Below are 22,835 nucleotides of genomic sequence, written 5' to 3' on the forward strand. Positions count from 1 at the left end.
TGGAACACTCGAAACCCCCTGTCTGTTCCCGCCAAAGGCATTATAGGTGGCGCGTCGAACGATTTCCGAGGCCGCCCTCCATGCCTGCAAAGCTCTCCGTCAACCTCAATGCCATCGCCATGCTGCGCAACCGGCGTGACCTGCCGTGGCCCAGCGTGACCGGGCTCGGCCGAATTGCACTCGCAGCCGGGGCGCATGGGCTGACGGTGCATCCGCGCCCAGACGAGCGGCACACAAGACACTCCGATCTGCCTGAGATCAGGTCGCTGATCGACGATGAGTTCCCGCACGCGGAATTCAACATCGAGGGCTATCCGACTGAGGATTTCCTTGTGCTTGTGGAAAAGCATCAGCCGGAGCAAGTGACGCTGGTGCCGGACGATCCGGCGCAGGCGACATCGGACCACGGCTGGAATTTTGCCGCCGATGCCGCGTTCCTGACACCGATCGTCAAGCGTCTGAAGAAGGGGGGCTTCCGTGTGTCGCTGTTTTCCGACGCGGATTCCGTAGGCGTGACGGCGGCGCGTGACACCGGCGCCGACCGCATAGAGCTCTATACGGGTCCGTACGGCAGCTATCATTCCGATCCCGCCAGAGCGGCCAAGGAGCTGGAAAGACTGGGAAAAACCGCCGATGCCGCGCTTGCCGCCGGCCTTCAGGTCAATGCCGGGCATGATCTGGTGATCAGCAATCTGCCGGCACTGGCAAGGCGCATTCCCGCCTTGGCGGAGGTCTCGATCGGACATGGGTTGACAGCCGACGCGTTGGAGTATGGCATGGCCGGCACGGTGGGGCGATTTCTCAAGGCCTGCGGGTGGTAGCGATGGCAGCCTCGCAGGGCAAGCATGGCAGCCATCACGCGACGGCACTTGATATTGCATTGCAGCAAGCGTAGAGCACCGCGCGCTTATCGGAGTGTCGCCCATGGCCCTTGCCAATGCTGGTAGTGAGGCAGAACCCGTCGAACAATCGAGCCATTCAGAAGTCGAACAGCACAGCACCAAGGTTCTGATGCTGGGCGCGCTCGGCGTTGTCTATGGGGATATCGGCACCAGCCCGATCTACGCCTTTCGCGAGGCGCTGGTGGCGTCGTCGGGCGGAAATGTCGCCCAGCGTGGCGATATTCTCGGCGTTCTGTCGCTGATCATCTGGTCGCTGACGATCATCGTCACCATCAAATACATCATGTTCGTGCTGCGCGCCGACAACCGCGGCGAGGGCGGCGTGCTGTCGCTGATGGCTTTGGCGCGCGGCAGTTTCCCGAAGCGCTCGGCGCTGATGCTTGCCATCGGCATCGTCGGCGCCTCGCTGTTTTTCGGTGACGCTGTCATCACGCCTGCGATTTCGGTGCTGTCGGCGGTCGAGGGCATGAATGTCGTCACCCCCACCTTCCAGCCTTATGTGGTGCCGCTAACTCTGGTCATCCTCGCCATGGTGTTCGCGGTGCAGCGCTTTGGCACGGGCGGGGTGGGATTGGTGTTCGGCCCGGTGACCGCAGTATGGTTCCTGGCCATTGGCCTTTCCGGTCTCAACCACATCATCGCCGACCCGGAAATCCTGTGGGCTGTGAGCCCGCACTACATCGTCGCCTTTCTGATCAATTCGCCCGACGTCGCTTTCGTCACCATCGGCGCGATCTTCCTCGCCGTCACCGGCGCCGAAGCGCTCTATGCCGATCTCGGCCATTTCGGCCGCAAGCCGATTGTGCTCGCCTGGCTGGCGATCGTGTTTCCCTGCCTGTTGCTAAATTATGCCGGACAGGGCGCATTCGTGCTGGCGCAAAATGGCGTGGTCGGTCACCCGTTCTTCGAGATGAACGAGGGCTGGACGCTGATCCCGATGGTCGTGCTGGCAACGGCTGCGACGGTGATCGCCAGCCAGGCGGTCATCTCCGGCGCCTTTTCGCTGACCAGGCAGGCAGTGCAGCTCAACATGCTGCCGCGCCTGGAAATCCTGCACACATCGGAAAAGCAGTCCGGCCAGATCTACATGCCGCGCGTCAACCTCTTGCTGGCGCTGGTGGTGATGATGCTGGTGGTCGGCTTCGGCGAGTCCAGCAAGCTGGCGTCGGCCTATGGTATTTCGGTGACCGGCAACATGCTGGTGACGACGGTGCTGCTCTATGTCGTCATGACGCGGATCTGGAAATGGCAGCTGTGGCTGGCAGTCTCGCTGACGGCGCTGTTTGCCTTTATCGACGTCGGTTTCTTTGCTTCCAACATCGTCAAGGTGTTCGAGGGCGGCTGGGCTTCGCTGGCCGTGGCCTTCACCATCGTGCTGGCCATGTGGACTTGGGTGCGGGGCAGCCGCTATCTGTTCGACAAGACCCGCCGCAACGAGATCCCGCTCGATTTCCTCGCCGGCAACCTGTTGAAGAAGAAGCCGCAGCTGGTATCCGGCACCGCCGTGTTCCTGACCAGCGATCCCTTGAGTGCGCCGACCGCGCTGATGCACAGTCTGAAGCACTACAAGGTGCTGCACGAGCAGAACGTCATCCTTTCGGTGGTGACGGCGCCGCAGCCGGTGGTGCCCGACAGCGACCGGGTCAAGATGGAGACGGTCAACGAGCTGTTCATGCGGGTGACGCTGACCTTCGGCTATATGGAGCAGCCCAACATCCCGCGCGCGCTGGCGATCTGCCGCAAACAGGGCTGGAAGTTCGACATCATGACGACCTCGTTCTTCCTGTCGCGGCGTTCGCTCAAGGCGTCGCCCAATTCCGGCATGCCGGTGTGGCAGGATCGGTTGTTCATCGGCCTGGCGCGCACGGCGGCCGACGCGACCGAGTATTTCCAGATCCCGACCGGACGCGTGGTGGAGATCGGTACGCAGGTAGCCATTTGACGGTCTCTTGCCGATGACTGGCTGAGGAGGCGGAATGAGCGGCGAATGGGTGCTTGTTACCGGCGGCTCCGGCTTCCTCGGCGCGCATTGTATTCTCGAACTGCTGAAGGCCGGCTACCGCGTGCGCACCACCGTGCGCTCGGCCAAGCGCGAGGCCGACGTGCTCGCCATGCTCAAGGCTGGCGGCGCCGAGCCTGGCGGCATGCTCTCCTTCGCCGTGGCAGATCTCATGGCCGATGCCGGCTGGCCGGATGCGGTGGCCGGTTGCAAGTATGTGCTTCATGTCGCCTCGCCATTTCCGCCCGGGGAGCCGAAACATGAAGACGACCTGATCATCCCGGCCCGCGAGGGTGCGCTACGGGTGTTGCGCGCGGCGCGGGATGCGAGCGTGAAGCGCGTCGTGCTGACCTCGTCCTTCGCGGCGATCGGCTATGGAAAGCCGCCGCCCGGCGGCCAGCCTTTCACCGAGGAGAACTGGACCGATCCGGCGGGCAAGGTCAGCGCCTATGTGAAATCGAAGACCCTGGCCGAACGTGCTGCCTGGGATTTCATTGCCGCGGAGGGTGGCAAACTGGAACTCGCCGTCGTCAATCCGGTCGGCATCTTCGGACCGGTTCTCGGGCCCGACCACTCGACTTCCACCGAATTTGTCCAGCGTATGCTGAACGGTGCCATGCCGGGGCTGCCGCGCCTGTCTTTCGGCGTTGTCGACGTGCGCGACGTGGCGGATCTGCATGTGCGTGCCATGACCAATCCTGCCGCCAGGGGCAAGCGATTCCTCGCGGTTGCCGGCGATTTCATGACCGTGCGGGAGATCGCGCAGACTTTGAAAATGCGGCTGGGCGATGCCGGGGCGCGCGTCTCGACGCGGGAGCTTCCCGATTGGCTGGTGCGGATCGTGGCCCTGTTCAACCCGGAAGCCGCACAGCTGGTGCCGGAACTGGGCAAGGTCAAGAATGCAACCAAGGCGAGGGCCGTGCGCCTGCTCGGCTGGGCACCGCGGTCGCGGGAAGATGCGCTGGTGGCCACCGGCGAAAGCCTGATCCGGCTCGGGCTGCTCAAAAAAGCGAAGTAGCAGCGCCGAAACCCGGGAGTCCGGCTCTCGGCGCCACTGACCGTCAGCCCGCCAGGGCAGCCTTGTTGGTCTCGAGGAACTGCTTGAGCGACACCGACTTGCGGCCGGAGAGTTTTTCCACGGCGTCCGTCACCATGCCAAGACCGCCGTCCCGCGTGGTGGCGTCGAAGGACACCAGAAGTTTGGCGAAGGGCTCAGGCAGGCCGGCTGCCTTCATGCCCTCGGTCAGAGCGTCGTCGGAAAGCTGCACGACCTGGATGGGCTTGCCGGTGACTTCGGTGACGAGCGCCGCGACCTCCGCGGTCGTATAGGCTTTGGGGCCGGTCAGGGTGTAGGTCATGCTCTCGTTGGTGCCGGAGGCGAGCCCCGCGGCGATCGCCGCGGCGAGGTCGTCGCGCGTACCATAGGAAATGCCGCCGTCGCCTGCCGACGTATACCATTGGCCCGATGCCAGGACTTGCGGCAACGCCATGAACAGGTTCTCGTCATACCAGTTGTTGCGGAAGATCGTATAGGGAATGCCACTCGCCTTGATCGCCTGTTCTGTGTCGTAGTGGTCGGGGGCGAAATGGACCGGTGACCCTGGTTCGGGGTTGGGCATCGAGGTGTAGAGCAGGTGGACGACGCCTGCTTGCGTGGCCGCGGCGACGGCTGCGATCTGCTGCTCACGGCGCTTTCCCTGCACCTCGAGTTCGTTTGTCGAGATGATGAGCGCCCGGCCGGCGCCCGCGAAGGCCTTGGCAAGCGATGCCGGATCGTTGAAGTCGGCGGCCCTGACGACAACGCCGCGCGCCGCCAGGTCGGCAAGGTTGGCCGGCGTGCGGGTGGTGGCAATGATCTGCGCCGCTGGGACCTTGAAGGTGTCCAGCAGGTGCTTGATGACGCCGCGGCCGAGCTGGCCGGAAGCGCCGGTGACGAGAAGAGTTTTGCTCATGGGTAATCCTGGCAAGGGTCAGAGGAGAGGGCATAGGTGGTCTCAAAAAGAGACCAGCACTAAAATAGGAATTGACCAGTAGCCGTAAAGAAGGCAGTTTTTCGGGAGGTAGGCACAGCCAGGGAACCAGCCGTGGACAGCACGATCGTCAATCTGAAATCCAAGCTCGAGGTCTACAAATCCATGAGCAATGGCGGCAACATTGCCGATTGCCCGGTCCGCGACGTGATTCAGGGTCTCAGCGGCAAATGGAGTTCGCTGTTGATGGGAGCCCTGGCCGAGCAGCCGTACCGCTTCGGCGAGCTGCGGCGGCTGGTGCCCGACATTTCGCAGCGCATGCTGACCCAGACGCTCTACGATCTGCAGCGCGACGGTTATGTGCATCGCGAAGTGTTCCCGACCAAGCCGCCGAGCGTCGAATACAGCCTGACCGACCTCGGACGGTCGATGTTCGGCGCCTTGCACCAGCTGATCCTGTGGGCCGAGCTCAACCATGATGCGGTGCGCGACGCGCGCGCCGGTTTTGATGCCGCCCAAGGGTGAGCAGGACAAAGACCGTGGCTGCGGCTTGATTTAGTCCCCCCGCTGAAGGATTGTCCCGGCCAGTTCGGCTTTGGGGGCTTTGGCATTTCCTACGATATCGCGATTGCCGGGGCCGGCCCGGCCGGGCTGGCCATGGCGCTCTATCTCAAGCGCGCCGGGCATAGGGTCACCGTGTTCGAGCGCTTCGAGGAGCCGAAGCCGGTCGGTTCCGGACTGATCCTGCAGCCAACCGGGCTGACGGTATTGGCTGATCTTGGCCTGCTCGACGGCATGCTGGCCCTGGGCAGCCGCATCGACCGCCTGCACGGCGCCGATGCCAGCACCGGCCGCACCGTGCTCGACGTTCGCTATGATGCCCAGCGCGGCCATCGTTTCGGGCTGGCAGTGCATCGGGCGGCCTTGTTCGGCGTGCTCTTTCGCGCTGTCCAGCGCGAGTCGATCGCCATCGAGACGGGTGTCGAGATCGAAACTCTGGATACCGGCGAACGGGCGACGCTGATCTGTGGCAACGGGCGAAGGGCAGGGCCGTTCGATCTGGTCGTGGACGCCAGCGGCTCGCGCTCGAAGCTGCGGCAGTGCACGGGCGATGCAAGCGCGCCACGACCGCTCACCTATGGCGCGTTCTGGGCGTCGCTGCGCTGGCGCGACGAAGGTTTCGACGAGCACGCGCTGCTGCAACGCTACGACAAGGCCAGCGTGATGATCGGCGTGCTGCCGATTGGCCGGCCGGAGCCGGGCGCTGAAAAGATGGCCGCCTTCTTCTGGAGCCTGAAGCCGGCCGATGTCGAGCGCGTTCGGGCGGTGGGCCTCGATGCCTGGAAGGAGAGGGTGGTTCGCCTGTGGCCCGAATGCGAGGCATTCACCAGCCAGATCGGGGATTTCGACCAGCTCTCGCTGGCACGTTATGGCCACCACACGATGAAGCTGCCAGCCGGCCGGCGGCTGGCCATCATCGGCGACGCGGCGCATTCGACCAGCCCGCAGCTCGGGCAAGGGGCCAACATGGCGCTGCTCGACGCGGCGGCGCTCAGCCATGCGCTTGGGCGGACGCGGAGTGTCGAGGCGGCACTTGAGACCTATGCCAAGGCGCGGCGCTGGCATGTGCGGGTCTTCCAGGCGCTGTCGCTGGCATTCACACCGTTCTACCAGTCGGATTCCGTGGCGCTGCCCTTCATCCGCGACAGGCTGGTGGCGACAGTGGCAAAAATCCCGCCGGCGCCGCAGTTCCTTGCCTCGATGGTGGCCGGCACGGTGATCGATCCGTTCAGGCGGATCGGACTGACCGAAGCGCTGTGGCCGGATCGTTTCCGTGGATGAAGCTGGAAAGGTAGGATCCCTTCGCTTCCAGGAAAGCGTGCAGGCGCTGCGGGTAGTCCGGGGCGACGGCTTGGCTGATCGATGGGCGTGCATTCAGCGCCCTGCGCCAGGCGCGGACAAGCGGCTTGTCGTCAAGGATGCCGAAATCGCCGATCCGGTCGAATGTGTCCAGGTAGCGGAAGATCGGGCCGTAAACGGCATCGACGAGCGAGAAGCGTTCGCCGGTGAACCAGGGCCCGTTCCGTTCGGTGTCCGCCAGCTCCGCCTCGAGACGATCGAACATCGCCGACAGTGCGCCGGATTCGGCGAGGAAGCCGGCCTCAGTCTGGGCCGAATAGAACCGGCCGATGGCATTGAGTGTGGCCGAGCCGAACTCGATCCAGGCGCGATGCCGGGCGCGGGCATATGGATCGATGGGGTGGAGGGGATTGGCTTGTGTCTCCTCGAGGAATTCGAGAATGACAGCGGATTCGAAGATCACCGTTTCCTCGCCGAGTCGCTGCACGCGCAGCAGCGGCACCTTGCCGAGCGGTGAGATCGCCTTGAACCAGTCCGGCTTGTCGGCGAGGTCGATGTCGACGCGCTCGAACGGCACGCCCTTTTCGGCCAGTGAAATCGCGGCGCGTTGCACATAGGGGCAGAGAGGATGGCTGACGAGAATGAGCTTGTCGGTCATCTCACTCTCCCCCGACAAGTTCAACGCGCCGTCCTCGACGCGCGTCGTCGCAGATTTCGTTTCATGGGATCCGTCTTTCGAAGTTAATGCAGTTGCATCCATATAGATGCAGGTGCATCGATCGTCAAGCTTGATGCAACTGCATCTATTGCCTATGCTGGACCATGATTGAGAAAGCCATGCCTTCGCCCGAAGCCATCAAGGCCTGGGGCCGCCTGATGCGCGTTTCGCGCCAGTTGGTCGAAAGTGCCGAAGAGATGTTGAAGGCCGGTGGCCTGCCGCCTCTGGCATGGTATGACGTGCTGCATGAACTCGCCGAGGCCGGTGAGGGCGGGCTGCGGCCGTTCCAGTTGATCGAGCGCACCCTGTTTGCGCAATACAACATCTCGCGGCTGCTGGCGCGGCTTGAGGCTGACGGGCTGGTGGAGAAGCTGCCGGTGGCCGATGACGGTCGTGGCCAGACCATCCGCATCACCGCAAGAGGCCGCGAGACCCGCCGCGGCATGTGGGCTGTCTACGGACGGTCGATCACCGAACTGGTCGGCGACAAACTCTCTGCGGAGGAACTGACCATGGTGTCGGCACTGCTTGGCCGGCTGCGCCATCCGCCCATTGCGGACTGATGCCATTTGTGCCGAGAGCACGGCCTGGCAAGATCCGGCCATGTCAGCCCAGATGGCTACCCCAGAGAAAGGCCAGCGTCGCCAACACGCCAAGGGCTACGCGAACGAGGTGCAGATTGCCCCATTTGACGATCAGGGACCTGGCTTGTGGATTGCCGGCGCCAGCGTCCATCGCCTCCAGCACCCTGTTGGTCGGCATCATGGCGATCAGTGTCCACGGCCAGGGCAGGATGATCAGCACCGCGCCAACCAGAAAGGCGAGACCGCCAGTCTGCCACCAGGCAATGAGACCGAGAACGCAGGCGACAATGGCAATCGACGCCTGCATGGCGGCGCCGCGCTTGTAGGAAGGCTGCCATTCCTGCAGCAGCGCCTCGTCGTCGAGACCGAGCCGCGCCGGTTGCTCGGCGACACTGACGTAAATCGCGGCACCGGAGAATGCGGCGGCAACCGTCAAGGCAAGCAATCCGATCAGCATCTGTTTCCCCGCGCAAGCCGTCCCACACCGACGCCGTGTAGTAGAAATAGGGCTTGCAAGGCTCAGAACAATACGCCATAAAAGCGGAGAACCGTAACGTACGGTACGGCTTGCCGGAATGACCGGCCGACCTTGCCTGCCGAGAGAAGAGCGTGTTGCACATCGTGCCAGAGATCGACACCAGCGAAGCGCTGACGGAGCGGCAGAAAGCCGTGCTCGACGCAGCGTTGCGGCTGCTGGTCGAGGAGGGCGATCAGCTAACCATGACCGCCGTCGCGCGCCGGGCGAGCTGTTCCAAGGAGACGCTCTACAAATGGTTCGGCGACCGCGACGGGCTGCTGACGGCAACGGTGCAGTGGCAGGCATCCAAGGTGCGGGTGGCGCAGGTCGATGGCAAGGGGCTCGATCTTGCCTCGCTGACCATAAGCCTCGAACGCTTCGCCTCCGACTGGCTGAAGGTGATTTCCAGCGACACTTCGATCGCGCTCAACCGCGTCGCGGTCGGCCATGCCGGTTCGGGCAAGGATGACCTTGGCGCCGTGGTGCTGGAGAACGGCCGCTTCGCCCTGGCCAAGCGGCTGAAGCCGGTGCTTGAAGCTGGTCGGCAGGCCGGACTGCTCGATTTTTCGGACGCCGAAACGGCGTTCCGCACCTTTTTCGGGCTGGTCGCCCGCGACGTGCAGATCCGTCTGCTGCTTGGCGACCGGCTGGAATTGACTGAGGCAGCGATCGGCGGCGATGCCGCGCGGGCGACGCAGCAGTTTCTCGCTCTTTTCAAGAGCAACAACCGGCTGCAAGGCCTCTGATTCATAAAACGGGAAGGAAGACAAAATGCGTGTCTATTACGATCGCGATGCCGATCTCAACCTGATCAAGGGCAAGAAGGTCGCCATCATCGGCTATGGCAGCCAGGGCAGGGCGCATGCGCTCAACCTCAAGGATTCCGGCGTCAAGGACCTCGCCATAGGCCTCAAGGCCGGCTCGGCGACCGCCAAGAAGGTCGAGGCCGATGGGCTCAAGGTGATGAGCGTGGCGGACGCCGCCAAATGGGCCGACCTGATGATGATGGCGACGCCTGACGAACTGCAGGCCGACATCTACAAAAACGAGATCGCGCCGAACATCCGCGACGGTGCTGCAATCGCCTTCGCGCACGGCCTCAACGTGCATTTCGGCCTCATCGAGCCGAAGGCGTCGGTCGATGTCGTCATGATCGCGCCGAAGGGCCCCGGCCATACGGTGCGCGGCGAATACCAGAAAGGTGGCGGCGTGCCGTGCCTGGTCGCCGTCAACCAGGATTCCTCGGGCAATGCGCTCGACCTGGCGCTGTCCTACGCCTGTGGCGTCGGCGGCGGCCGTTCGGGCATCATCGAGACCAATTTCCGCGAGGAATGCGAGACCGACCTGTTCGGCGAGCAGGTCGTGCTGTGCGGCGGTCTGGTCGAACTGATCCGGGCTGGCTTCGAGACGCTGGTCGAAGCCGGTTACGCGCCTGAGATGGCCTATTTCGAGTGCCTGCACGAGGTCAAGCTGATCGTCGACCTGATCTATGAGGGCGGCATCGCCAACATGAACTACTCGATCTCGAACACTGCCGAATGGGGTGAATATGTCTCCGGCCCGCGCATCATCACCGCCGAGACCAAGGCCGAGATGAAGCGCGTTCTGAAGGACATCCAGACGGGCAAGTTCACCTCGGAGTGGATGCAGGAGTACCGCGCCGGCATGTCGCGCTTCAAGGGCATCCGCCGCAACAATGACAGCCACCAGATCGAGGAAGTCGGCGCCAAGCTGCGCGCGATGATGCCGTGGATTTCCAAGAACAAGCTGGTCGACAAGGCCAAGAACTGAACGAAAATCCACGTTCTTGCCTTGCGCGCCCTCGGGCTTCGCCCGTGGGCGCGCGGAGGAATCTCCAGGAACAAGCTGGTCGGACTCAGTCGTACTTCAATCTGGCTCACTGCGAGTTGGTCGCAGTGAGCTTGTCGTGGCGATACACCAGCACTGCTTGGGGGTGCCTCGGATAGAGACCTACGCGGGCACGAGCCCGTGGCGCAGCATGACCTCATTCGCCTTGGCCAGGTCCGGCCTGCCGGGGACATTGACCACCTCGGCAATCTCCTCGAAGTAGCGGCGCCCGATGGACCCCGGCGTCAGCACGGCCAAGGTCCGCGACACCCCGTCGTGCAGGTTCTCATGGTGGTGGACACTTCCGCGCGGAATGAAGATGGCATCGCCGGCACCGAGTTCCTGCTTTCGGCCATCAACGGTGATCGTCAAAATGCCCTCCAGCCCATACAGCGTTTCGTCCGCCTCCTGATGGTAGTGGGGCGCCGGTACGCGGGCGCGGGACGGGACAACGAATTCAAACACGGTTGCACCCTTGTCGGTGACCAGGAAGCGCAATTCCAGCTCACCGATCGTCAAGACGCTCTGAGTACCCGCTTCCATAGACATTCTCCTTGTTGTAAAGTGGTTTTACAGAATTTGTAAAAGGACTTTACAACGATGTCAACAGCCAGTCAGACGGCAGAGTTGCCGGAGCCCGACGGAGAGCTGCGCCCACCCTTCTTCGGGGCTCTCCTGCGCATCACCTGGCAGCACGTTCGCAACCAGATGCACGAGGCCATTCGTGACGCTGGCTTCACCGACTTTCAGGACGCTCACTTCGCGGTGTTCTCCTATCCCCTTCCGGATGGCGTAAGGCCGTCGGAACTGGCTCGCCAGAAACGCATGTCGAGGCAGGCGATCAACTACCTCCTCATCCAGCTCGAGGAGCTCGGCTATATCGAGCGGCGCGCTCCCGAGGGCAGCGACCGGCGCCTCATCTACGTGAGCGCGCGCGGGCGGCAGCTTGTCGAGACGATTTTCACCTGCCTGCGGCGATTGCATGCGGAATGGGCGGAGGAGATTGGTGAGGAGCGATTCAACAACTTCCTTGACGTGTTGAAGCAGCTGTCAGCGAGGGCGCAGCAGGATCACTCCAAAGATCCAGGCTAGGAGTCAGCCGAACGATCGCGGCGGCGTACTGACGACACTGTGCTCGCGGTTCCCGTGGACAAAAACGGCGCCGCGATGAGCGGCGCCGCAGGGTATTCGTTGATCAGCGCTGCTCATCAATAGGGCGAGTAGCACTGCTGACGTGGGCCGTTGTAGGGCTGGAACGTGTTGTCCCAGGCGCGATACGACCGGTACCTGTCATAGCACCACTGGACATGGGCGCTCGAAACCCGCTGCGTCCTGTAGGTGCGATAGTAGCGGCGCGGCGGCGCGTCGTAGTAATTGTAGTTGTTGTACATGCTGCCAATGCCAAGTCCAAGGCCGAGCCCCAGAAGGGCAGCCGCGCCATCATCGTAATAACGGCCGCCACGATAGTGATGGCGACCATGGCGCCAACGCCAGTTGTCTCCATCGTTCCAGTTTCCGCCGCCACCGTTCCAGTGTCCGTGGCCTCCGTTCCAGTTTCCGGACCGGCGCCATCTCCAGTTTCCGCCGTTGTTATTGCCGCCCGCCCAGCCGTCGCGGACCGCGGTCGGCGCTGCCGTGCTTGCGGGAATCGACAGGTCCGGCTGCATGATCGGGCCGGCGGTGGACGGCGCCGTGACGCCCGAGAGGATACCGAGCGCTATCAGCCCGGATTTGACCGTGGAAGAAAAGAGCGAGTTCATTGCACTCTCCAAGAGACACAGGCCCCACGCCTACTCTAGGGGCCTACTGTGGATGTTTGCATCTGAACGGCGGATGAACGGAAAGGTTCCGTCAACCATGGCGCGAGCGGCATCAGGACCCATCGGTCTCCGCTGGTGGTCCCGCGACCTTGTTTTCTGCCGCGCTTGCGGGCAAAGGTCATGGCATGTCGCTGCGCCTCGCCACCTTCAATGTCGAGAACCTGATGAACAGGTTCGATTTTTCCGGCTATCGCAACCAGCTCAACGAGGATCGCACGCTGGCGCTGTTCGATATCCAGAGCGAAGCGGAATACAAGATGCTGGAGCAGGCGCGGGCCATCGCCCAGTCCGACGACACGCGCCAGCTGACGGCGCTGGCGATCGCGGCCACCCGCGCCGACATCATCTGCATGCAGGAGGTCGACAATATCGAAGCGCTGAAGGCCTTCGAATACGGCTATCTGTTCAAGATGGTGGGGCAGGGCTACCGGCAGAAATACACCACATCGGGCAATGATTCGCGCGGCATCGACGTCGCCGTGATGATGCGCAACGAAACCGCGCAGGGCCAGCCGATTGAATTCGTGCGCATGACCAGCCATGCCTACCTCACCTATGAACAGTTCGGGCTGCAGACGCCCGAACTGGCGGCGCTCGGCAACCAGGCCAATGAGCGCATCTTCCGGCGCGACTGCCTGGAAGTCGACATCACCGTGGGCGGCGTGCCGCTGACGCTTTATCTCGTGCACTTCAAGTCGATGGGCCCGCCGCGCAACGGGCTCGACGGGCGCGAAGCGACGATGCCGGTGCGCATCGCCGAGGCTCAGGCCGTGCGGCGGATCATCGAGGAGCGCTTCGGCAAGAACCACGCCGCCGACAAGCGCTGGGCGATCTGCGGCGACATGAATGATTACCGGCAGCGCGTGAAGATCGCCGGCGACGCGATCGACGGCTACCGCTTCGAAGTGGTCAACGAGAACCAGTCCTGCATCAACGTGCTGACAGAGGGCGGCTTCTGCGAAAACGTCGTCGAGCGGCGGCCGGAGATGAACCGCTGGAGTTTTTACCACACGCGTGGACCGGAAGAGCGGCATCTGTGCCAGCTCGACTACATCCTGTTGTCGAAGGGCCTCGCCGCCAGCAACGCGACGGCTGTTCCCGACATCATCCGCAACGGCCAGCCCTGGCGCACGATTTTCCCGCCCGGCCAGGAGGTCGAGCGGTTTCCGCGCGCCGGCTGGGACCGGCCGAAGGCATCCGACCACTGCCCGTTGGCGATCACCCTGGACATGACCTGATACGCTATGAGTTTCGACCTGCCGCGCAATGTCATCCTGCCGGTCGATGCCATCGACGTTCGGCTCGATCCCGGCCCGCACCCCTTTGCGGTCGATAATGCAGAGGCGATCGCCGAGAACTGGCAGCGCGAGATAGCAGCCAAGCCGGCGCTGTTCGACGGCACAGTGGTGCTACTGTCGCAACTCGCGTACCGCGACAACCGTCTGGTCGGCCGCTGCCATGCGGTCAACTATTCCACCTTCATGCTCTGGCGTAAGCGGCGCGAGAATTCGGGCGCCGAGCATGCCTATGCCCATGCCATACTGGTGGCCGGCGACAATGCGCTGGTGGCGATCCGCATGGGTTCGCACACGGTCAATGCCGGGCGCGTCTATTTCGCTGCCGGCTCGTTCGAGCCCATTGATTTTCGCGACGGCCAGGTCGACGTCGATTTCAACATGATCCGCGAGGTGCGCGAGGAGACCGGTATAGATCTGTCGGACGCGCCACGCGGCAAGCGCTACCACGTCCTGTCGACGGCCAGTGGTACGGTGATGTTTCGGCGTTTTCACGAGACGGCGCCGGCCGACGAGATTGCCCGTCGGATCTCAGCGTTCGTTGCCACCGAGACCGACCCGGAGATCGAGGGGCCGGTCATCATCCGCCACGCCACGGACCTTCCGGACGGGCTGGCGTCGCACATGAAGCCGCTGGTCGAATGGCATTTTGCCGGGGTGCTTTAGAGCAATTCCAGGAAAAGGTTTACCGGGAAGGCGGGCAGCGCTTTCCCTGGGGAGTTGCGTCAAAACAAAGAGATAGCGCGGTTCTGCGTTTCCGTGAAACGATGGACTAGCGGCGCGTCTTGTTCTGCGCCGCCTTGCGATCGTTGCTGGCGGCGACGAAGAACAAGATAAAGCCGAGACCCAGCAAGCCGCCCATCGCCATTCCCATGGTCTGGCCGACGACCGACTGGAAGTCGGCGGTGACGCGATCGGGATTGGCCATGCCGTAGCTGGCGAGATACCACCAGATGCCTGCAAGGACGCCCTCGATGATCACCATCGCCAGGATCAGTCGTGTCTTCTTGCTCATGCGTTATTCCCCCCGACCAGAGATATCTTGCCTTAGGGCCTGAGGATCGCCGAGTCGATCGAATCCGCATCGAAATGATGCCGATTTGGGAGTTAACGCGGCCGGCAACGCAGCGCGCCCGACCTTTCCTTGCATGCCGCCAATTCGTGTGTTAGATACTGAACCACATGGTTCAGTATGCTCGAACCCGCTTGGATGCCTCGTTCGCCGCGCTCTCGGACGCCACCCGACGCGGCGTTCTGGAGCAGCTCGGACGTGCAGACGCTTCGATCACGGAGCTTGCCGAGAAGTTCCACATGACCCTTACGGGCATGAAGAAGCATGTCGGCGTCTTGGAGCAGGCGGGGCTCGTCACCACGGAGAAGGTCGGGCGCGTGCGGACCTGCAAGCTCGGCTTACGCGAACTGGAGGAAGAGGCGGCTTGGATCGAGAGGTATCGCCAGCTGTGGGACGCACGCTTCAACGAGTTGGACAAGATTGTCGAGGAACTGAAACGGAAGGAGTAAGCCGATGGACGAAAGAAGACATAGTGAGCCCACCCCCATGAACAACCGCACGACGATCGAACGGCAGTCCGAACGTGAGCTCGTCATTACGCGTACGTTCAATGGCCCGGCGCGCATCGTGTACGAGGCGTGGACCAAGCCCGAGCTGTTCATGCGGTGGTGGGCACCGAAGTCGATGGGCGTTCCTCTGCTTTCCTGCGAGATGGATGTTCGTGTCGGAGGCGGGTACCGCGTTGCGTTTGGCCACGATGCCTCGAGCGCTATGGCATTCTTCGGCAAGTACATCGACGTGATACCTAACTCTCGCCTCGTCTGGACGAATGAGGAAAGTGAGGACGCCGCCGTGACCACGGTGACCTTCGAGGAAAAAGACGGCAAGACGCTGCTGGTGCTGCACGAACTCTATCCCTCTAAGGAAGCGCTCGACGAGGCCATCGCCGGGATGGAGGATGGGATGCCCGAGCAGTTCGAACAGCTGGACGAGCTTCTCGTCACCTTGGGCGCGAACTTGGGAGGGTCATGAAGCTGTCGATCTCGCGGTTGGCCGCCTGAAATCTTCACGACGCGGAAGAAAACCCCCGGCGAGATCGCCGTGGGAAGCTGACCTGGGCTTACTCGTGCCGCAGCGCGTCGATCGGGTCGAGCCTGGCGCCGCGCAGCGCCGGGAAGAAGCCGAACACCATGCCGATCAGCGCCGAGAAACCGACGGCGAGCAGGATGACCGCCGGGCTTGGCGCGAACGGGATGGTCAGCGCCGCCGCGGCAAGGCCGGCCAGCGCCAGGCCAATCAGGATGCCGATGATGCCGCCAAGCAGCGACAGCACCGTCGCCTCGACCAGGAACTGGATGAGGATGTGCTTTTCATGCGCGCCGATGGCAAGCCGGATGCCGATCTCGCGCGTGCGCTCGGTGACCGAGACCAGCATGATGTTCATGATGCCGATGCCGCCGACCAGCAGGCTGACGCCTGCGACCGCGCCCAGCATGCCGGTCATGGTGGTGGTGGCGCTGGCCATGGCGTCGGCGATTTGGGTCATGTCGCGGATGGCGAAATCGCTCTCGCGGTCGGGGGTGATGCGGCGGGCATCGCGCAAGATGTCCTCGACGCGCGGCTGCAGTTCGCTGGTCGGCGTGGTGTCGTCGGCGGCGATGTAGATGTTGTCGATGTCGCGGTTGCCGGCGATGCGGCGCTGATAGGCATGCAGGGGCATCAACACGACATTGTCCTGGTCCTGGCCGAAGCCGGTATAGCCCTTGGGTTCGAGCAGGCCGATGATCTTGCAGGAGGTGCGGTTGACGCGGATGATCTCGCCCTCGGGGTCGCCGGCGCCGAAGAATTGCTGGCGCACCGTCTCACCGATCAGGCAGACGCCGGTGCCGGAGCGGGTCTCGGAATCGCTGAACGCGCGGCCGGACACCAGCTTCCAGTCGCGCGCATCGAGATAGGCGCTGTCGGTACCGGTGACCCCCGAGGTCAGGCTCTCGGTGCCGAAGATGACACGGACCTGTTTTTGCGAGGCCGGCGACATGGCCCGCGCGCCGGTCAGGTGCGCGACCAGCGCCGCCAGGTCCTTTTCTGCGAGCGGACGGACCACCTGGTCGAGACCGCCCGGGCCGCCGGGACCGGCCGGCCGGCCGGAACGGACGACCAGCAGGTTGCTGCCGAGCTTGGAGATGTCGGCCTTGACCTTTTCGGTGGTGCCGGAGCCGATGGTGAGCATGGCAATGACCGCGGCAACGCCGATGACGATGCCGAGCAATGTCAGGAACGAACGCAGCACGTTGCGGCGGATCGAGCGGAGCGAGAGGCGGACGGTTTCCCAGATCATGGTTAGGCCACCTCGAGATTCTTGGAATCGGAGGCGACGTGGCCGTCGAGGAAGCGAATGGTGCGCTCGGCATAGCCGGCGACGTCGGCCTCATGGGTGACCATGGCGATGGTCAGGCCAAGCTCGGTGTTGAGCTGTGTCAGCAACTCCATGATCTCATGCGTGCGCGCGGTGTCGAGATTGCCCGTCGGCTCGTCGGCGACGAGTAGCGTCGGGCGGGTGACGATGGCACGCGCGATCGCCACGCGCTGCTGCTGGCCGCCGGACAGCTCGGCCGGCGTGTGGTGCTCGCGGCCGACCAGGCCGACCTGGGACAACGCCTGCATGGCAAGGTCGCGGCGTTCGCGGGCGGCGACGCCGCGATAGATCAGCGGCAGTTCGACATTTTCCGCTGCCGTGGTGCGGGCCAAGAGATTGTAGCCCTGGAAAACGAAACCGACATAGAGGTTGCGCAGCATGGCGCGGCGGTTGCGGTCGAGCCGGCCGGCGTCGATGCCCATGAACGAATAGGTGCCGGCGGTCGGCGTGTCGAGGCAGCCGATGATGTTCATCGCCGTCGACTTGCCGGAGCCGGACGGGCCCATGATGGCGACGAATTCGCCGCGCCGGATGGCAAGGTCGACGCCGGCCAGCGCGTGGACCCTGGCTTCGCCCTGGCCATAGCTCTTCCAGACCTTGTCGAAGGTGATGAGGGCAGCACCGGCAGCCACGGCCTCAGCTCCGCTGCTGCGACGCGGTGATGACCTCAGCGCCTTCCTTGAGGCCCGAGGTGATCTCGGTCAGCTCGCCATCGGTGGAACCGATCTTGACATTGACCGGATGCGGCCGCCCGTTCTCCAGCACATAGAGCGTGCGCGAGCCGTCGGTTGGCGCTGTCACGGCCTGGCGCTGGCGGTTGCCGCCGGGGCGACCCATGCGGCCGGTGAACAGATCGCTGAGGCTCCAGCCACGCGCTGCCTGCTGTGCCGGGCGATAACGGAAGGCGGTGGCAGGCACGGTGAGGACGTCCTTTGCCTGCCGGGTGACGACCGAAACGGTTGCGGTCATGCCGGGCCGCAGCAACAGCTCGTTGTTGTCGACCTCAAGCCGCGCATTGTAGGTAACGACGCCGTCGGTGGTGACCGAAGCATAGGAAATGTCGCGAATCTCGGCGTCGAACGGCCGGTCGGGGAAGGCATCGACCGTGAAACGGGCATGCTGGCCGGTCTTGACCGCGCCGATGTCGGCCTCGTCGACCGCCGCCACCAGTTCCATGTTTCTGAGATCGGCGGCGATGATGAACAGCACCGCGGCGCCTGCAGCGAGGAGGCGACCGTCTGGCCGGGGTCGACCGAGCGCGTCAGCACGATGCCGTCGATCGGCGCATAGATGGTGCTGTTGGCAAGGTCGGTCTGCTGCGATTTCAGATCGGCATTGGCGATGGCGAGATTGGCCTCCGCGCTATCGAGTGCCGCCTTGGAGCGGTCGCGCGTTGCGGCTGCCGCCTCCAGCGACTGGTCGGTCGCCATGCCGCGCTTGGTCAGCGCGGCCGCGCGGACAAGCGCTTTTTCGTTCTCGGCGAGCGTTACCGTGGCGTCTTCGACATTGGCAGCCGCGCCCTTGGCGGACGCCTCGGCCCGTTCGATCTGCACCTGCAGCTTCGCGGTGTCGAGCGCTGCCAGCATGTCGCCCTTCTTGACCTGCTGGTTTTCCTCGACGGATACCGAACGGATGATGCCGGAGAGCTGGCTGGAAATGTCGACCTGCGTGAGCGGCTGCAGTGTGCCGGTCGCCGACACCTCGACGGTGAGATCGGCCTTGGCGGCCGGCACGGTGGTATAGTCAATCTTGGCGGGCGAGCCGGCGTACCACTGATAGGCGCCAAGCCCGGCGGCGAGCACGATCAATGTCAGCAGCGCATAGAGCCAGCCACGCCGTCGCGTCTTGTGCAGACCTTGCCTGTCGAGACCGAGCGCCGTCTCGATGGCGGAATCCGATTCCGTCTTTGGCAGATTGACAATCTGGTCCACGTCGGACCCCTATGATGCGTAATGTCCCTATCTGTGCACAGATCAGGCTTACTGGTTCAAATATCAAATTAAATTTCGCCCATGTTGGGATTGAGGCAGGAATGCAAACCCGGAATTACTTGCTTTACGATGTGTTTACGACCGAGCGACTGGCCGGCAATCCGCTGGCCGTGGTGTTGGATTGCAAAGGTCTGGACACGGCCGCGATGCAGGCCATCGCGCGTGAGTTCAACCTGTCGGAATCGGTCTTTGTGCTGCCGCCGGCCAATCCCAAGCACCGAAACCGCATTCGCATCTTTACGCCCGACTACGAAATGCCGTTCGCCGGCCACCCGACCGTCGGCTCGGCGATCGCGCTGGCTGAACTGGCGGGAGAGGGCGGCGCCGGCATCTTCGTGCTGGAAGAAAACATCGGTCCGGTGCGTTGCGCCGTCAGCAAGCACGATGGCAACACCTTCGCCGAGTTCGACCTGGCGAAGCTGCCGGAGCCGCTGAAGCTCGAGGCCGATCCGGAGGCGATCGGTGCGGCCCTTGGGCTGGCGCCGCATGAGATCGGCTTCGAGAATCACCGCGTCGCGTTCTGGTCGGCGGGTGTGCCCTATGTGACCATCCCGGTTGCCAATCTCGAAGCTGCGGGCCGAATCCGGTTGGACAACCAGGCTTGGTCCGAATTGGCGCCGCGCAAGAGCGAGTGGGCCTTTGCCAGCCCCTATGTCTACTGCCGCGAGACGGTGAACCACGAAAGTGCGTTCCATGTGCGCATGATCGTGCCGGGCACGCCGTCCTATGAAGACCCGGCGACCGGCTCAGCGGCGGCCGCCTTCGCCGGCGCCATCATGCATTTCGATGGCCCGACAGACGGTGTTTCGCAGCTGTGGATCGAGCAGGGGCTGGAGATGGGCCGGCCGTCGCGCATCCGCCTCGAACTGACCGTGCAAGGCGGAAAACTGGCCTCGGCGCGCATCGGCGGCAACGCGGTCAAGGTGGCGGAAGGCAAGCTGTTCGTCTGATCATCTGCGGCACTTCGAGCCTGTTCCATCTCGATAAAATCGGGATGGGGCTCTGTCTTTTTGTATGAGCATGATCTCTTCCGAAAACCGGATTCCACTTTTCGGGATCATGCTCCAGGCGATTTGTCGGGAAATGATTCCGGCAGGGCTGGACAGGACCGATGGTGGCGGCTATATGCCCGCCAACGCCGGTTTTTGCCGGCCGAGTGGGTGCGTAGCTCAGTTGGTAGAGCAGCTGACTCTTAATCAGCGGGTCCACAGTTCAATCCTGTGCGCACCCACCAAAATCTTCAAAGACTTGGTGGAAAGACCCTGAAAGTGGGATGTTTCGCTGCCGTTCGGTGGCGGCATTCAGTGGACGCTATTGGATAGTTGGTCGCAGATAGCTGAGGATCGCTCGCGTTATAGCGAGGACGCCGTCGACGTCTTCGAAGTTTGTCTTGCTTTTGCCAACGATCCATTCGAGTTCCGGGGCTTCCGGCAACCGAAGGGTACGATTTAGCGCCCAACCTGAGAGGAGACCAAGCCCAAAATATGTCGGCTCGTTTTCTCCATAATAAGGAAAGCGAAAATCTAACCAAATTGGCCCTCCATATCCAAGCTTGAAGGTCATTCTGATAGAAACCCTGTGGCCGAAACGATCTTCAATTACTCCATGAAAGCTGAGATCTCTGAGTGCGTAACCATGTGATGGCGTCGCCAATCCCATGGAGCTCCAGACCTTCCAAGTATGCGATTTCAATTCTTTGTAGTTCGGAAATTTGGTCTTTTCAGGCGTTAGACGGATCGGCGGATCATTGTAGCTGGTTTCTGCTCTCCACTCTTCTGCGGCGCGACGAAGATCTTCAAAAGTCCGGAGGATCGCCGGATTGATGGGATCGCCAGAGCGGACTGAGCTCCGCCACTCGGAAATCATGTCGCGCAGTTCTTCGATGGTATGGCCCGAGCGATCTGCCCAGTCCTGCGTCGCCAACATCCATGGTGAGTTGTATTTCAGTCCGGCAAAAGCTCCGATCCTGCGATCGAAATCTCTGATAATCAGCGCGAAAGTATCGCGAAGACCCTGTTTGGGATCGCCGAAAATTTGGGAGGGCTCGTTCATCGCGCGATCCGGGCGTTGCTAGCCTACTTCTCCGAAACGCCCGCCTCGGCAAAACTTGCCATGCGGGTGTGGCACTCCAGCGCGGAACGGACGATGTTGACGGCGAGGCAGGCGCCGGAACCTTCGCCAAGCCGCATGCCAAGATCGAGCAGCGGCGGCAGGCCGAGCGCTTCGAGCAAGCCACGATGGCCGGATTCGGCCGAGACATGGGCGGCGATGGTGTGGGCGAGGCCGGCCGGATGCAGCCTTGCCAGCGGTGCGGCGGCGGCGGTGCAGACGAAGCCGTCGAGCAGTACGGGTATGCCCAGATGGCGGGCGGCGAGCGTGGCGCCGAAGATGGCGGCGAGTTCGCGCCCACCGAGCGCGGCGGCAACTCCCAGCGGATCGCTAAGGGCGACAGCGTGGCGCTTCAGGCCGGCTTCGATGGCGACCACCTTGCGCTTCAGGCCGGCGTCATCGACGCCGGTGCCGCGCCCGGTCCATTTTTGTGCACCGCCGCCGAACAGCGCCGCCGAAATGGCGGCTGCCGGCGTGGTGTTGCCGATGCCCATTTCGCCGAAGCAAACCAGATCGAGGTCCTTCGTCACCGCGTCATAGCCGGCCGACACGGCGGCGAGAAACACCTTCTCGTCCATCGCCGGGCCTTGCGTGAAGTCGCCGGTGGGATGGTCGAGATCGAGCGGGATGACATCGAGTTCGGCGCCGGCGATGCGGGCAAGCTGGTTGATGGCGGCACCGCCGCCGGCGAAATTCGCCACCATCTGCACGGTGACTTCCGAAGGATAGGCCGACACGCCTTGCGCGGTGACGCCATGGTTGCCGGCAAAGACGAAGACCTTCACCCGGTCGAGCCTGGGCATGTCGCGGCCCTGCCAGCGCGCCAGCCATGCGGCGATGGTTTCGAGCCGGCCGAGGCTGCCTTGCGGCTTGGTCAGCGTGTCCTGGCGGCGGGCGACCGCCTTTGCGGCGGCATCGCTGCCGGTGGGCAGGTCGACACAGGCGGCGCGCAGTTCATCTAGTGATTTGAAGGGCATGGGGGCAAAGTCTCCAAAGGGAATCAGGCCAAAGAGGAATCAGGAGAGAGCTACGGAAGCGACGAGCAGCACGGCGATTTCGCTCAGCTGCTGCAAGGCGCCGATCGTGTCGCCGGTCTGGCCATCGATCTGGTTGAGGCAAAGGGCGCGGAACGCCGCAAACAGCAGGCCAAGCAGGATGAGCGCGAAAACGGCGCCGCCGAGCCCGAGCAAGAGCAGCGATATCGCGCCGACCACGGCGCCGGCGATAGCCGTCTCGAACGAAACTGTGCCGGCGTCGACCGAGAGGCCGTCGGACCGGGCCGCGGGCAGCAGGTGCATGAAGGTGCCCAACACGCCGCGCGAGGCAGCGTGCGCGGCGATCAGGGCGAAGAGGGCCTGCGTGGGTTCGACGAATCCCGACAGCGCGCTCCAGCGGATCAGCAGCGACAGAGCCAGTGCCGCGGCACCGTAGGCGCCGATGCGGCTGTCGCGCATGATGTCGAGTTTGCGGCCGCGCGATTTGCCGCCGCCAAAGCCGTCGGCGACATCGGAAAGCCCGTCCTCATGCAGGCAGCCGGTCGTGAGCACGGTTGAAACAAGGGCAAGGGCTGCCGCCAGGCCCATGCCAAGGCCAAATCGTTCCGCCGCGGCAAAGACGATGGCGCCGATCAGGCCGACGACAAGACCGGCAACGGGTGCTGCCCAGATCGCTGCGGCCAGGCTGCGCCCGCGAAAATCGAAGACGGGCAGCGGCAGCCGGGTGAAGAAGACCAGGCAGAGCGCGATGTCGTCGAGGACCTGCCGGGGGGAAAGGGTCAAGTTCCGAAGCTTCATG

25 protein-coding genes, 1 tRNA gene and 1 pseudogene are annotated in these 22,835 nt (G+C 63.4%); 15 read left to right on the forward strand and 12 right to left on the reverse strand.

Going from position 1 to position 22,835, the window contains the following annotated elements; all coding sequences use genetic code 11:
* Positions 1–80: 80 nt before the first annotated feature.
* The 3 genes from AC1RZR_RS18035 (at position 81) to AC1RZR_RS18045 (ending at position 3,919) form a co-directional block, all read left to right on the forward strand.
* Entirely contained in the window at positions 81–821 is a 741-nt protein-coding gene (locus AC1RZR_RS18035; protein ID WP_481825476.1) for a pyridoxine 5'-phosphate synthase, read from the forward strand.
* A gap of 103 nt (positions 822–924) precedes the next feature.
* The gene (locus AC1RZR_RS18040; RefSeq protein ID WP_477274753.1) at positions 925–2,844 is read left to right on the forward strand and encodes a potassium transporter Kup; all 1,920 of its coding nucleotides are present in this window, start codon (positions 925–927) and stop codon (positions 2,842–2,844) included.
* Positions 2,845–2,878: 34 nt separating this feature from the next.
* Positions 2,879–3,919, forward strand: coding sequence for an SDR family oxidoreductase (locus AC1RZR_RS18045; RefSeq protein ID WP_481825477.1), 1,041 nt, complete (start codon positions 2,879–2,881; stop codon positions 3,917–3,919).
* 43 nt (positions 3,920–3,962) lie between these two features.
* Here the strand turns inward: AC1RZR_RS18045 and AC1RZR_RS18050 are convergent, their stop codons facing one another.
* Complete coding sequence (locus AC1RZR_RS18050; protein ID WP_481825478.1) at positions 3,963–4,853, reverse strand: SDR family oxidoreductase; 891 nt, start codon at positions 4,851–4,853, stop codon at positions 3,963–3,965.
* 132 nt (positions 4,854–4,985) lie between these two features.
* Between AC1RZR_RS18050 and AC1RZR_RS18055 the strand changes: the two genes are divergently transcribed.
* Positions 4,986–5,396: a winged helix-turn-helix transcriptional regulator gene (locus AC1RZR_RS18055; protein ID WP_481825479.1), complete on the forward strand. Its 411-nt coding sequence runs from the start codon at positions 4,986–4,988 to the stop codon at positions 5,394–5,396.
* Positions 5,397–5,528: 132 nt separating this feature from the next.
* Entirely contained in the window at positions 5,529–6,713 is a 1,185-nt protein-coding gene (locus AC1RZR_RS18060) for an FAD-dependent oxidoreductase (protein ID WP_481825480.1), read from the forward strand.
* Here AC1RZR_RS18060 and AC1RZR_RS18065 read toward each other — a convergent pair.
* Positions 6,661–7,389 (reverse strand): glutathione S-transferase family protein, encoded by a 729-nt coding sequence (locus tag AC1RZR_RS18065; RefSeq protein WP_481825481.1) that lies wholly within the window; start codon positions 7,387–7,389, stop codon positions 6,661–6,663. The genes AC1RZR_RS18060 and AC1RZR_RS18065 overlap by 53 nt on opposite strands.
* Positions 7,390–7,553: 164 nt before the next feature.
* On the opposite strand from AC1RZR_RS18065, the gene AC1RZR_RS18070 reads away from it, so the two are divergent.
* Complete coding sequence (locus AC1RZR_RS18070) at positions 7,554–8,012, forward strand: MarR family winged helix-turn-helix transcriptional regulator (protein ID WP_481825482.1); 459 nt, start codon at positions 7,554–7,556, stop codon at positions 8,010–8,012.
* Between the two features lie 43 nt (positions 8,013–8,055).
* On the opposite strand, the gene AC1RZR_RS18075 is transcribed toward AC1RZR_RS18070, so the two are convergent.
* Entirely contained in the window at positions 8,056–8,490 is a 435-nt protein-coding gene (locus AC1RZR_RS18075) for an anthrone oxygenase family protein (protein WP_481825483.1), read from the reverse strand.
* Positions 8,491–8,642: 152 nt separating this feature from the next.
* Between AC1RZR_RS18075 and AC1RZR_RS18080 the strand changes: the two genes are divergently transcribed.
* Both AC1RZR_RS18080 and ilvC read left to right on the forward strand, forming a co-directional pair.
* Positions 8,643–9,296: a TetR/AcrR family transcriptional regulator gene (locus tag AC1RZR_RS18080; protein ID WP_481825484.1), complete on the forward strand. Its 654-nt coding sequence runs from the start codon at positions 8,643–8,645 to the stop codon at positions 9,294–9,296.
* A 25-nt stretch (positions 9,297–9,321) separates the two neighbouring features.
* Positions 9,322–10,341 carry a ketol-acid reductoisomerase gene (gene ilvC / locus AC1RZR_RS18085; RefSeq protein WP_481825485.1) on the forward strand — a complete coding sequence of 340 codons (1,020 nt, stop codon included), beginning with the start codon at positions 9,322–9,324 and terminating at the stop codon, positions 10,339–10,341.
* A 180-nt stretch (positions 10,342–10,521) separates the two neighbouring features.
* Here ilvC and AC1RZR_RS18090 read toward each other — a convergent pair whose 3' ends face one another.
* On the reverse strand, positions 10,522–10,941 hold the full coding sequence (locus AC1RZR_RS18090) for a cupin domain-containing protein (protein WP_477274773.1): 420 nt from the start codon (positions 10,939–10,941) through the stop codon (positions 10,522–10,524).
* Positions 10,942–10,998: 57 nt separating this feature from the next.
* Here AC1RZR_RS18090 and AC1RZR_RS18095 point away from each other — a divergent pair, with 57 nt between their 5' ends.
* Positions 10,999–11,490, forward strand: a complete 492-nt coding sequence (locus tag AC1RZR_RS18095) for a MarR family winged helix-turn-helix transcriptional regulator (protein ID WP_477274775.1) — start codon at positions 10,999–11,001, stop codon at positions 11,488–11,490.
* Positions 11,491–11,606: 116 nt separating this feature from the next.
* Here the strand turns inward: AC1RZR_RS18095 and AC1RZR_RS18100 are convergent, their stop codons facing one another.
* Positions 11,607–12,158, reverse strand: coding sequence for a BA14K family protein (locus tag AC1RZR_RS18100; protein ID WP_477274777.1), 552 nt, complete (start codon positions 12,156–12,158; stop codon positions 11,607–11,609).
* A 185-nt stretch (positions 12,159–12,343) separates the two neighbouring features.
* Between AC1RZR_RS18100 and AC1RZR_RS18105 the strand changes: the two genes are divergently transcribed.
* Complete coding sequence (locus AC1RZR_RS18105; RefSeq protein ID WP_481825486.1) at positions 12,344–13,456, forward strand: endonuclease/exonuclease/phosphatase family protein; 1,113 nt, start codon at positions 12,344–12,346, stop codon at positions 13,454–13,456.
* Positions 13,457–13,462: 6 nt separating this feature from the next.
* Positions 13,463–14,179 carry an NUDIX hydrolase gene (locus AC1RZR_RS18110; RefSeq protein ID WP_481825487.1) on the forward strand — a complete coding sequence of 239 codons (717 nt, stop codon included), beginning with the start codon at positions 13,463–13,465 and terminating at the stop codon, positions 14,177–14,179.
* A 106-nt stretch (positions 14,180–14,285) separates the two neighbouring features.
* Here the strand turns inward: AC1RZR_RS18110 and AC1RZR_RS18115 are convergent, their stop codons facing one another.
* A complete protein-coding gene (locus AC1RZR_RS18115; RefSeq protein ID WP_481825488.1) occupies positions 14,286–14,528 on the reverse strand; it encodes a hypothetical protein in 243 nt (80 codons plus the stop codon).
* 167 nt (positions 14,529–14,695) lie between these two features.
* Between AC1RZR_RS18115 and AC1RZR_RS18120 the strand changes: the two genes are divergently transcribed.
* Together AC1RZR_RS18120 and AC1RZR_RS18125 are read left to right on the forward strand one after the other, a co-directional pair.
* Complete coding sequence (locus AC1RZR_RS18120; RefSeq protein WP_481825489.1) at positions 14,696–15,034, forward strand: ArsR/SmtB family transcription factor; 339 nt, start codon at positions 14,696–14,698, stop codon at positions 15,032–15,034.
* A 37-nt stretch (positions 15,035–15,071) separates the two neighbouring features.
* Positions 15,072–15,557 (forward strand): SRPBCC family protein, encoded by a 486-nt coding sequence (locus tag AC1RZR_RS18125; RefSeq protein ID WP_481825490.1) that lies wholly within the window; start codon positions 15,072–15,074, stop codon positions 15,555–15,557.
* A gap of 88 nt (positions 15,558–15,645) precedes the next feature.
* Here the strand turns inward: AC1RZR_RS18125 and AC1RZR_RS18130 are convergent, their stop codons facing one another.
* The 3 genes and pseudogenes from AC1RZR_RS18130 to AC1RZR_RS18140 all read right to left on the reverse strand — a co-directional run bounded on the left by AC1RZR_RS18130 (position 15,646) and on the right by AC1RZR_RS18140 (position 18,872).
* Positions 15,646–16,863, reverse strand: a complete 1,218-nt coding sequence (locus AC1RZR_RS18130; protein WP_481825491.1) for an ABC transporter permease — start codon at positions 16,861–16,863, stop codon at positions 15,646–15,648.
* Positions 16,864–16,865: 2 nt separating this feature from the next.
* Positions 16,866–17,573 (reverse strand): ABC transporter ATP-binding protein, encoded by a 708-nt coding sequence (locus tag AC1RZR_RS18135; RefSeq protein WP_481825492.1) that lies wholly within the window; start codon positions 17,571–17,573, stop codon positions 16,866–16,868.
* 4 nt (positions 17,574–17,577) lie between these two features.
* Positions 17,578–18,872: pseudogene (locus tag AC1RZR_RS18140) on the reverse strand (efflux RND transporter periplasmic adaptor subunit).
* Between the two features lie 101 nt (positions 18,873–18,973).
* Here AC1RZR_RS18140 and AC1RZR_RS18145 point away from each other — a divergent pair.
* Both AC1RZR_RS18145 and AC1RZR_RS18150 read left to right on the forward strand, forming a co-directional pair.
* Positions 18,974–19,882 carry a PhzF family phenazine biosynthesis protein gene (locus tag AC1RZR_RS18145; protein WP_481825493.1) on the forward strand — a complete coding sequence of 303 codons (909 nt, stop codon included), beginning with the start codon at positions 18,974–18,976 and terminating at the stop codon, positions 19,880–19,882.
* A 208-nt stretch (positions 19,883–20,090) separates the two neighbouring features.
* Positions 20,091–20,166: transfer RNA gene (locus AC1RZR_RS18150), tRNA-Lys, on the forward strand.
* Between the two features lie 77 nt (positions 20,167–20,243).
* On the opposite strand, the gene AC1RZR_RS18155 is transcribed toward AC1RZR_RS18150, so the two are convergent.
* Genes AC1RZR_RS18155 through AC1RZR_RS18165 form a run of 3 tightly spaced genes read right to left on the reverse strand, consistent with a single transcriptional unit; the run spans position 20,244 to position 22,834 of the window.
* On the reverse strand, positions 20,244–20,984 hold the full coding sequence (locus tag AC1RZR_RS18155) for a hypothetical protein (protein ID WP_477274795.1): 741 nt from the start codon (positions 20,982–20,984) through the stop codon (positions 20,244–20,246).
* A 23-nt stretch (positions 20,985–21,007) separates the two neighbouring features.
* Entirely contained in the window at positions 21,008–22,018 is a 1,011-nt protein-coding gene (gene cobT, locus AC1RZR_RS18160; RefSeq protein ID WP_481825494.1) for a nicotinate-nucleotide--dimethylbenzimidazole phosphoribosyltransferase, read from the reverse strand.
* 39 nt (positions 22,019–22,057) lie between these two features.
* A complete protein-coding gene (locus tag AC1RZR_RS18165) occupies positions 22,058–22,834 on the reverse strand; it encodes an adenosylcobinamide-GDP ribazoletransferase (protein ID WP_481825495.1) in 777 nt (258 codons plus the stop codon).
* Between the last annotated feature and the right edge of the window lies 1 nt (position 22,835).

This window comes from Mesorhizobium bavaricum (assembly GCF_056781655.1).

Excerpts from the sequence above, each read along its gene's own strand:
- AC1RZR_RS18035 (WP_481825476.1), top strand. The coding sequence starts at position 81 with ATGCCTGCAAAGCTCTCCGTCAACCTCAATGCCATCGCCATGCTGCGC.
- AC1RZR_RS18040 (WP_477274753.1), top strand. The coding sequence starts at position 925 with ATGGCCCTTGCCAATGCTGGTAGTGAGGCAGAACCCGTCGAACAATCG.
- AC1RZR_RS18045 (WP_481825477.1), top strand. The coding sequence starts at position 2,879 with ATGAGCGGCGAATGGGTGCTTGTTACCGGCGGCTCCGGCTTCCTCGGC.
- AC1RZR_RS18050 (WP_481825478.1), bottom strand. The coding sequence starts at position 4,853 with ATGAGCAAAACTCTTCTCGTCACCGGCGCTTCCGGCCAGCTCGGCCGC.
- AC1RZR_RS18060 (WP_481825480.1), top strand. The coding sequence starts at position 5,529 with ATGGCGCTCTATCTCAAGCGCGCCGGGCATAGGGTCACCGTGTTCGAG.
- AC1RZR_RS18065 (WP_481825481.1), bottom strand. The coding sequence starts at position 7,389 with ATGACCGACAAGCTCATTCTCGTCAGCCATCCTCTCTGCCCCTATGTG.
- AC1RZR_RS18070 (WP_481825482.1), top strand. The coding sequence starts at position 7,554 with ATGATTGAGAAAGCCATGCCTTCGCCCGAAGCCATCAAGGCCTGGGGC.
- AC1RZR_RS18075 (WP_481825483.1), bottom strand. The coding sequence starts at position 8,490 with ATGCTGATCGGATTGCTTGCCTTGACGGTTGCCGCCGCATTCTCCGGT.
- ilvC (WP_481825485.1), top strand. The coding sequence starts at position 9,322 with ATGCGTGTCTATTACGATCGCGATGCCGATCTCAACCTGATCAAGGGC.
- AC1RZR_RS18090 (WP_477274773.1), bottom strand. The coding sequence starts at position 10,941 with ATGGAAGCGGGTACTCAGAGCGTCTTGACGATCGGTGAGCTGGAATTG.
- AC1RZR_RS18095 (WP_477274775.1), top strand. The coding sequence starts at position 10,999 with ATGTCAACAGCCAGTCAGACGGCAGAGTTGCCGGAGCCCGACGGAGAG.
- AC1RZR_RS18100 (WP_477274777.1), bottom strand. The coding sequence starts at position 12,158 with ATGAACTCGCTCTTTTCTTCCACGGTCAAATCCGGGCTGATAGCGCTC.
- AC1RZR_RS18105 (WP_481825486.1), top strand. The coding sequence starts at position 12,344 with ATGTCGCTGCGCCTCGCCACCTTCAATGTCGAGAACCTGATGAACAGG.
- AC1RZR_RS18110 (WP_481825487.1), top strand. The coding sequence starts at position 13,463 with ATGAGTTTCGACCTGCCGCGCAATGTCATCCTGCCGGTCGATGCCATC.
- AC1RZR_RS18115 (WP_481825488.1), bottom strand. The coding sequence starts at position 14,528 with ATGAGCAAGAAGACACGACTGATCCTGGCGATGGTGATCATCGAGGGC.
- AC1RZR_RS18120 (WP_481825489.1), top strand. The coding sequence starts at position 14,696 with ATGGTTCAGTATGCTCGAACCCGCTTGGATGCCTCGTTCGCCGCGCTC.
- AC1RZR_RS18125 (WP_481825490.1), top strand. The coding sequence starts at position 15,072 with ATGAACAACCGCACGACGATCGAACGGCAGTCCGAACGTGAGCTCGTC.
- AC1RZR_RS18130 (WP_481825491.1), bottom strand. The coding sequence starts at position 16,863 with ATGATCTGGGAAACCGTCCGCCTCTCGCTCCGCTCGATCCGCCGCAAC.
- AC1RZR_RS18145 (WP_481825493.1), top strand. The coding sequence starts at position 18,974 with ATGCAAACCCGGAATTACTTGCTTTACGATGTGTTTACGACCGAGCGA.
- AC1RZR_RS18155 (WP_477274795.1), bottom strand. The coding sequence starts at position 20,984 with ATGAACGAGCCCTCCCAAATTTTCGGCGATCCCAAACAGGGTCTTCGC.
- cobT (WP_481825494.1), bottom strand. The coding sequence starts at position 22,018 with ATGCCCTTCAAATCACTAGATGAACTGCGCGCCGCCTGTGTCGACCTG.
- AC1RZR_RS18165 (WP_481825495.1), bottom strand. The coding sequence starts at position 22,834 with ATGAAGCTTCGGAACTTGACCCTTTCCCCCCGGCAGGTCCTCGACGAC.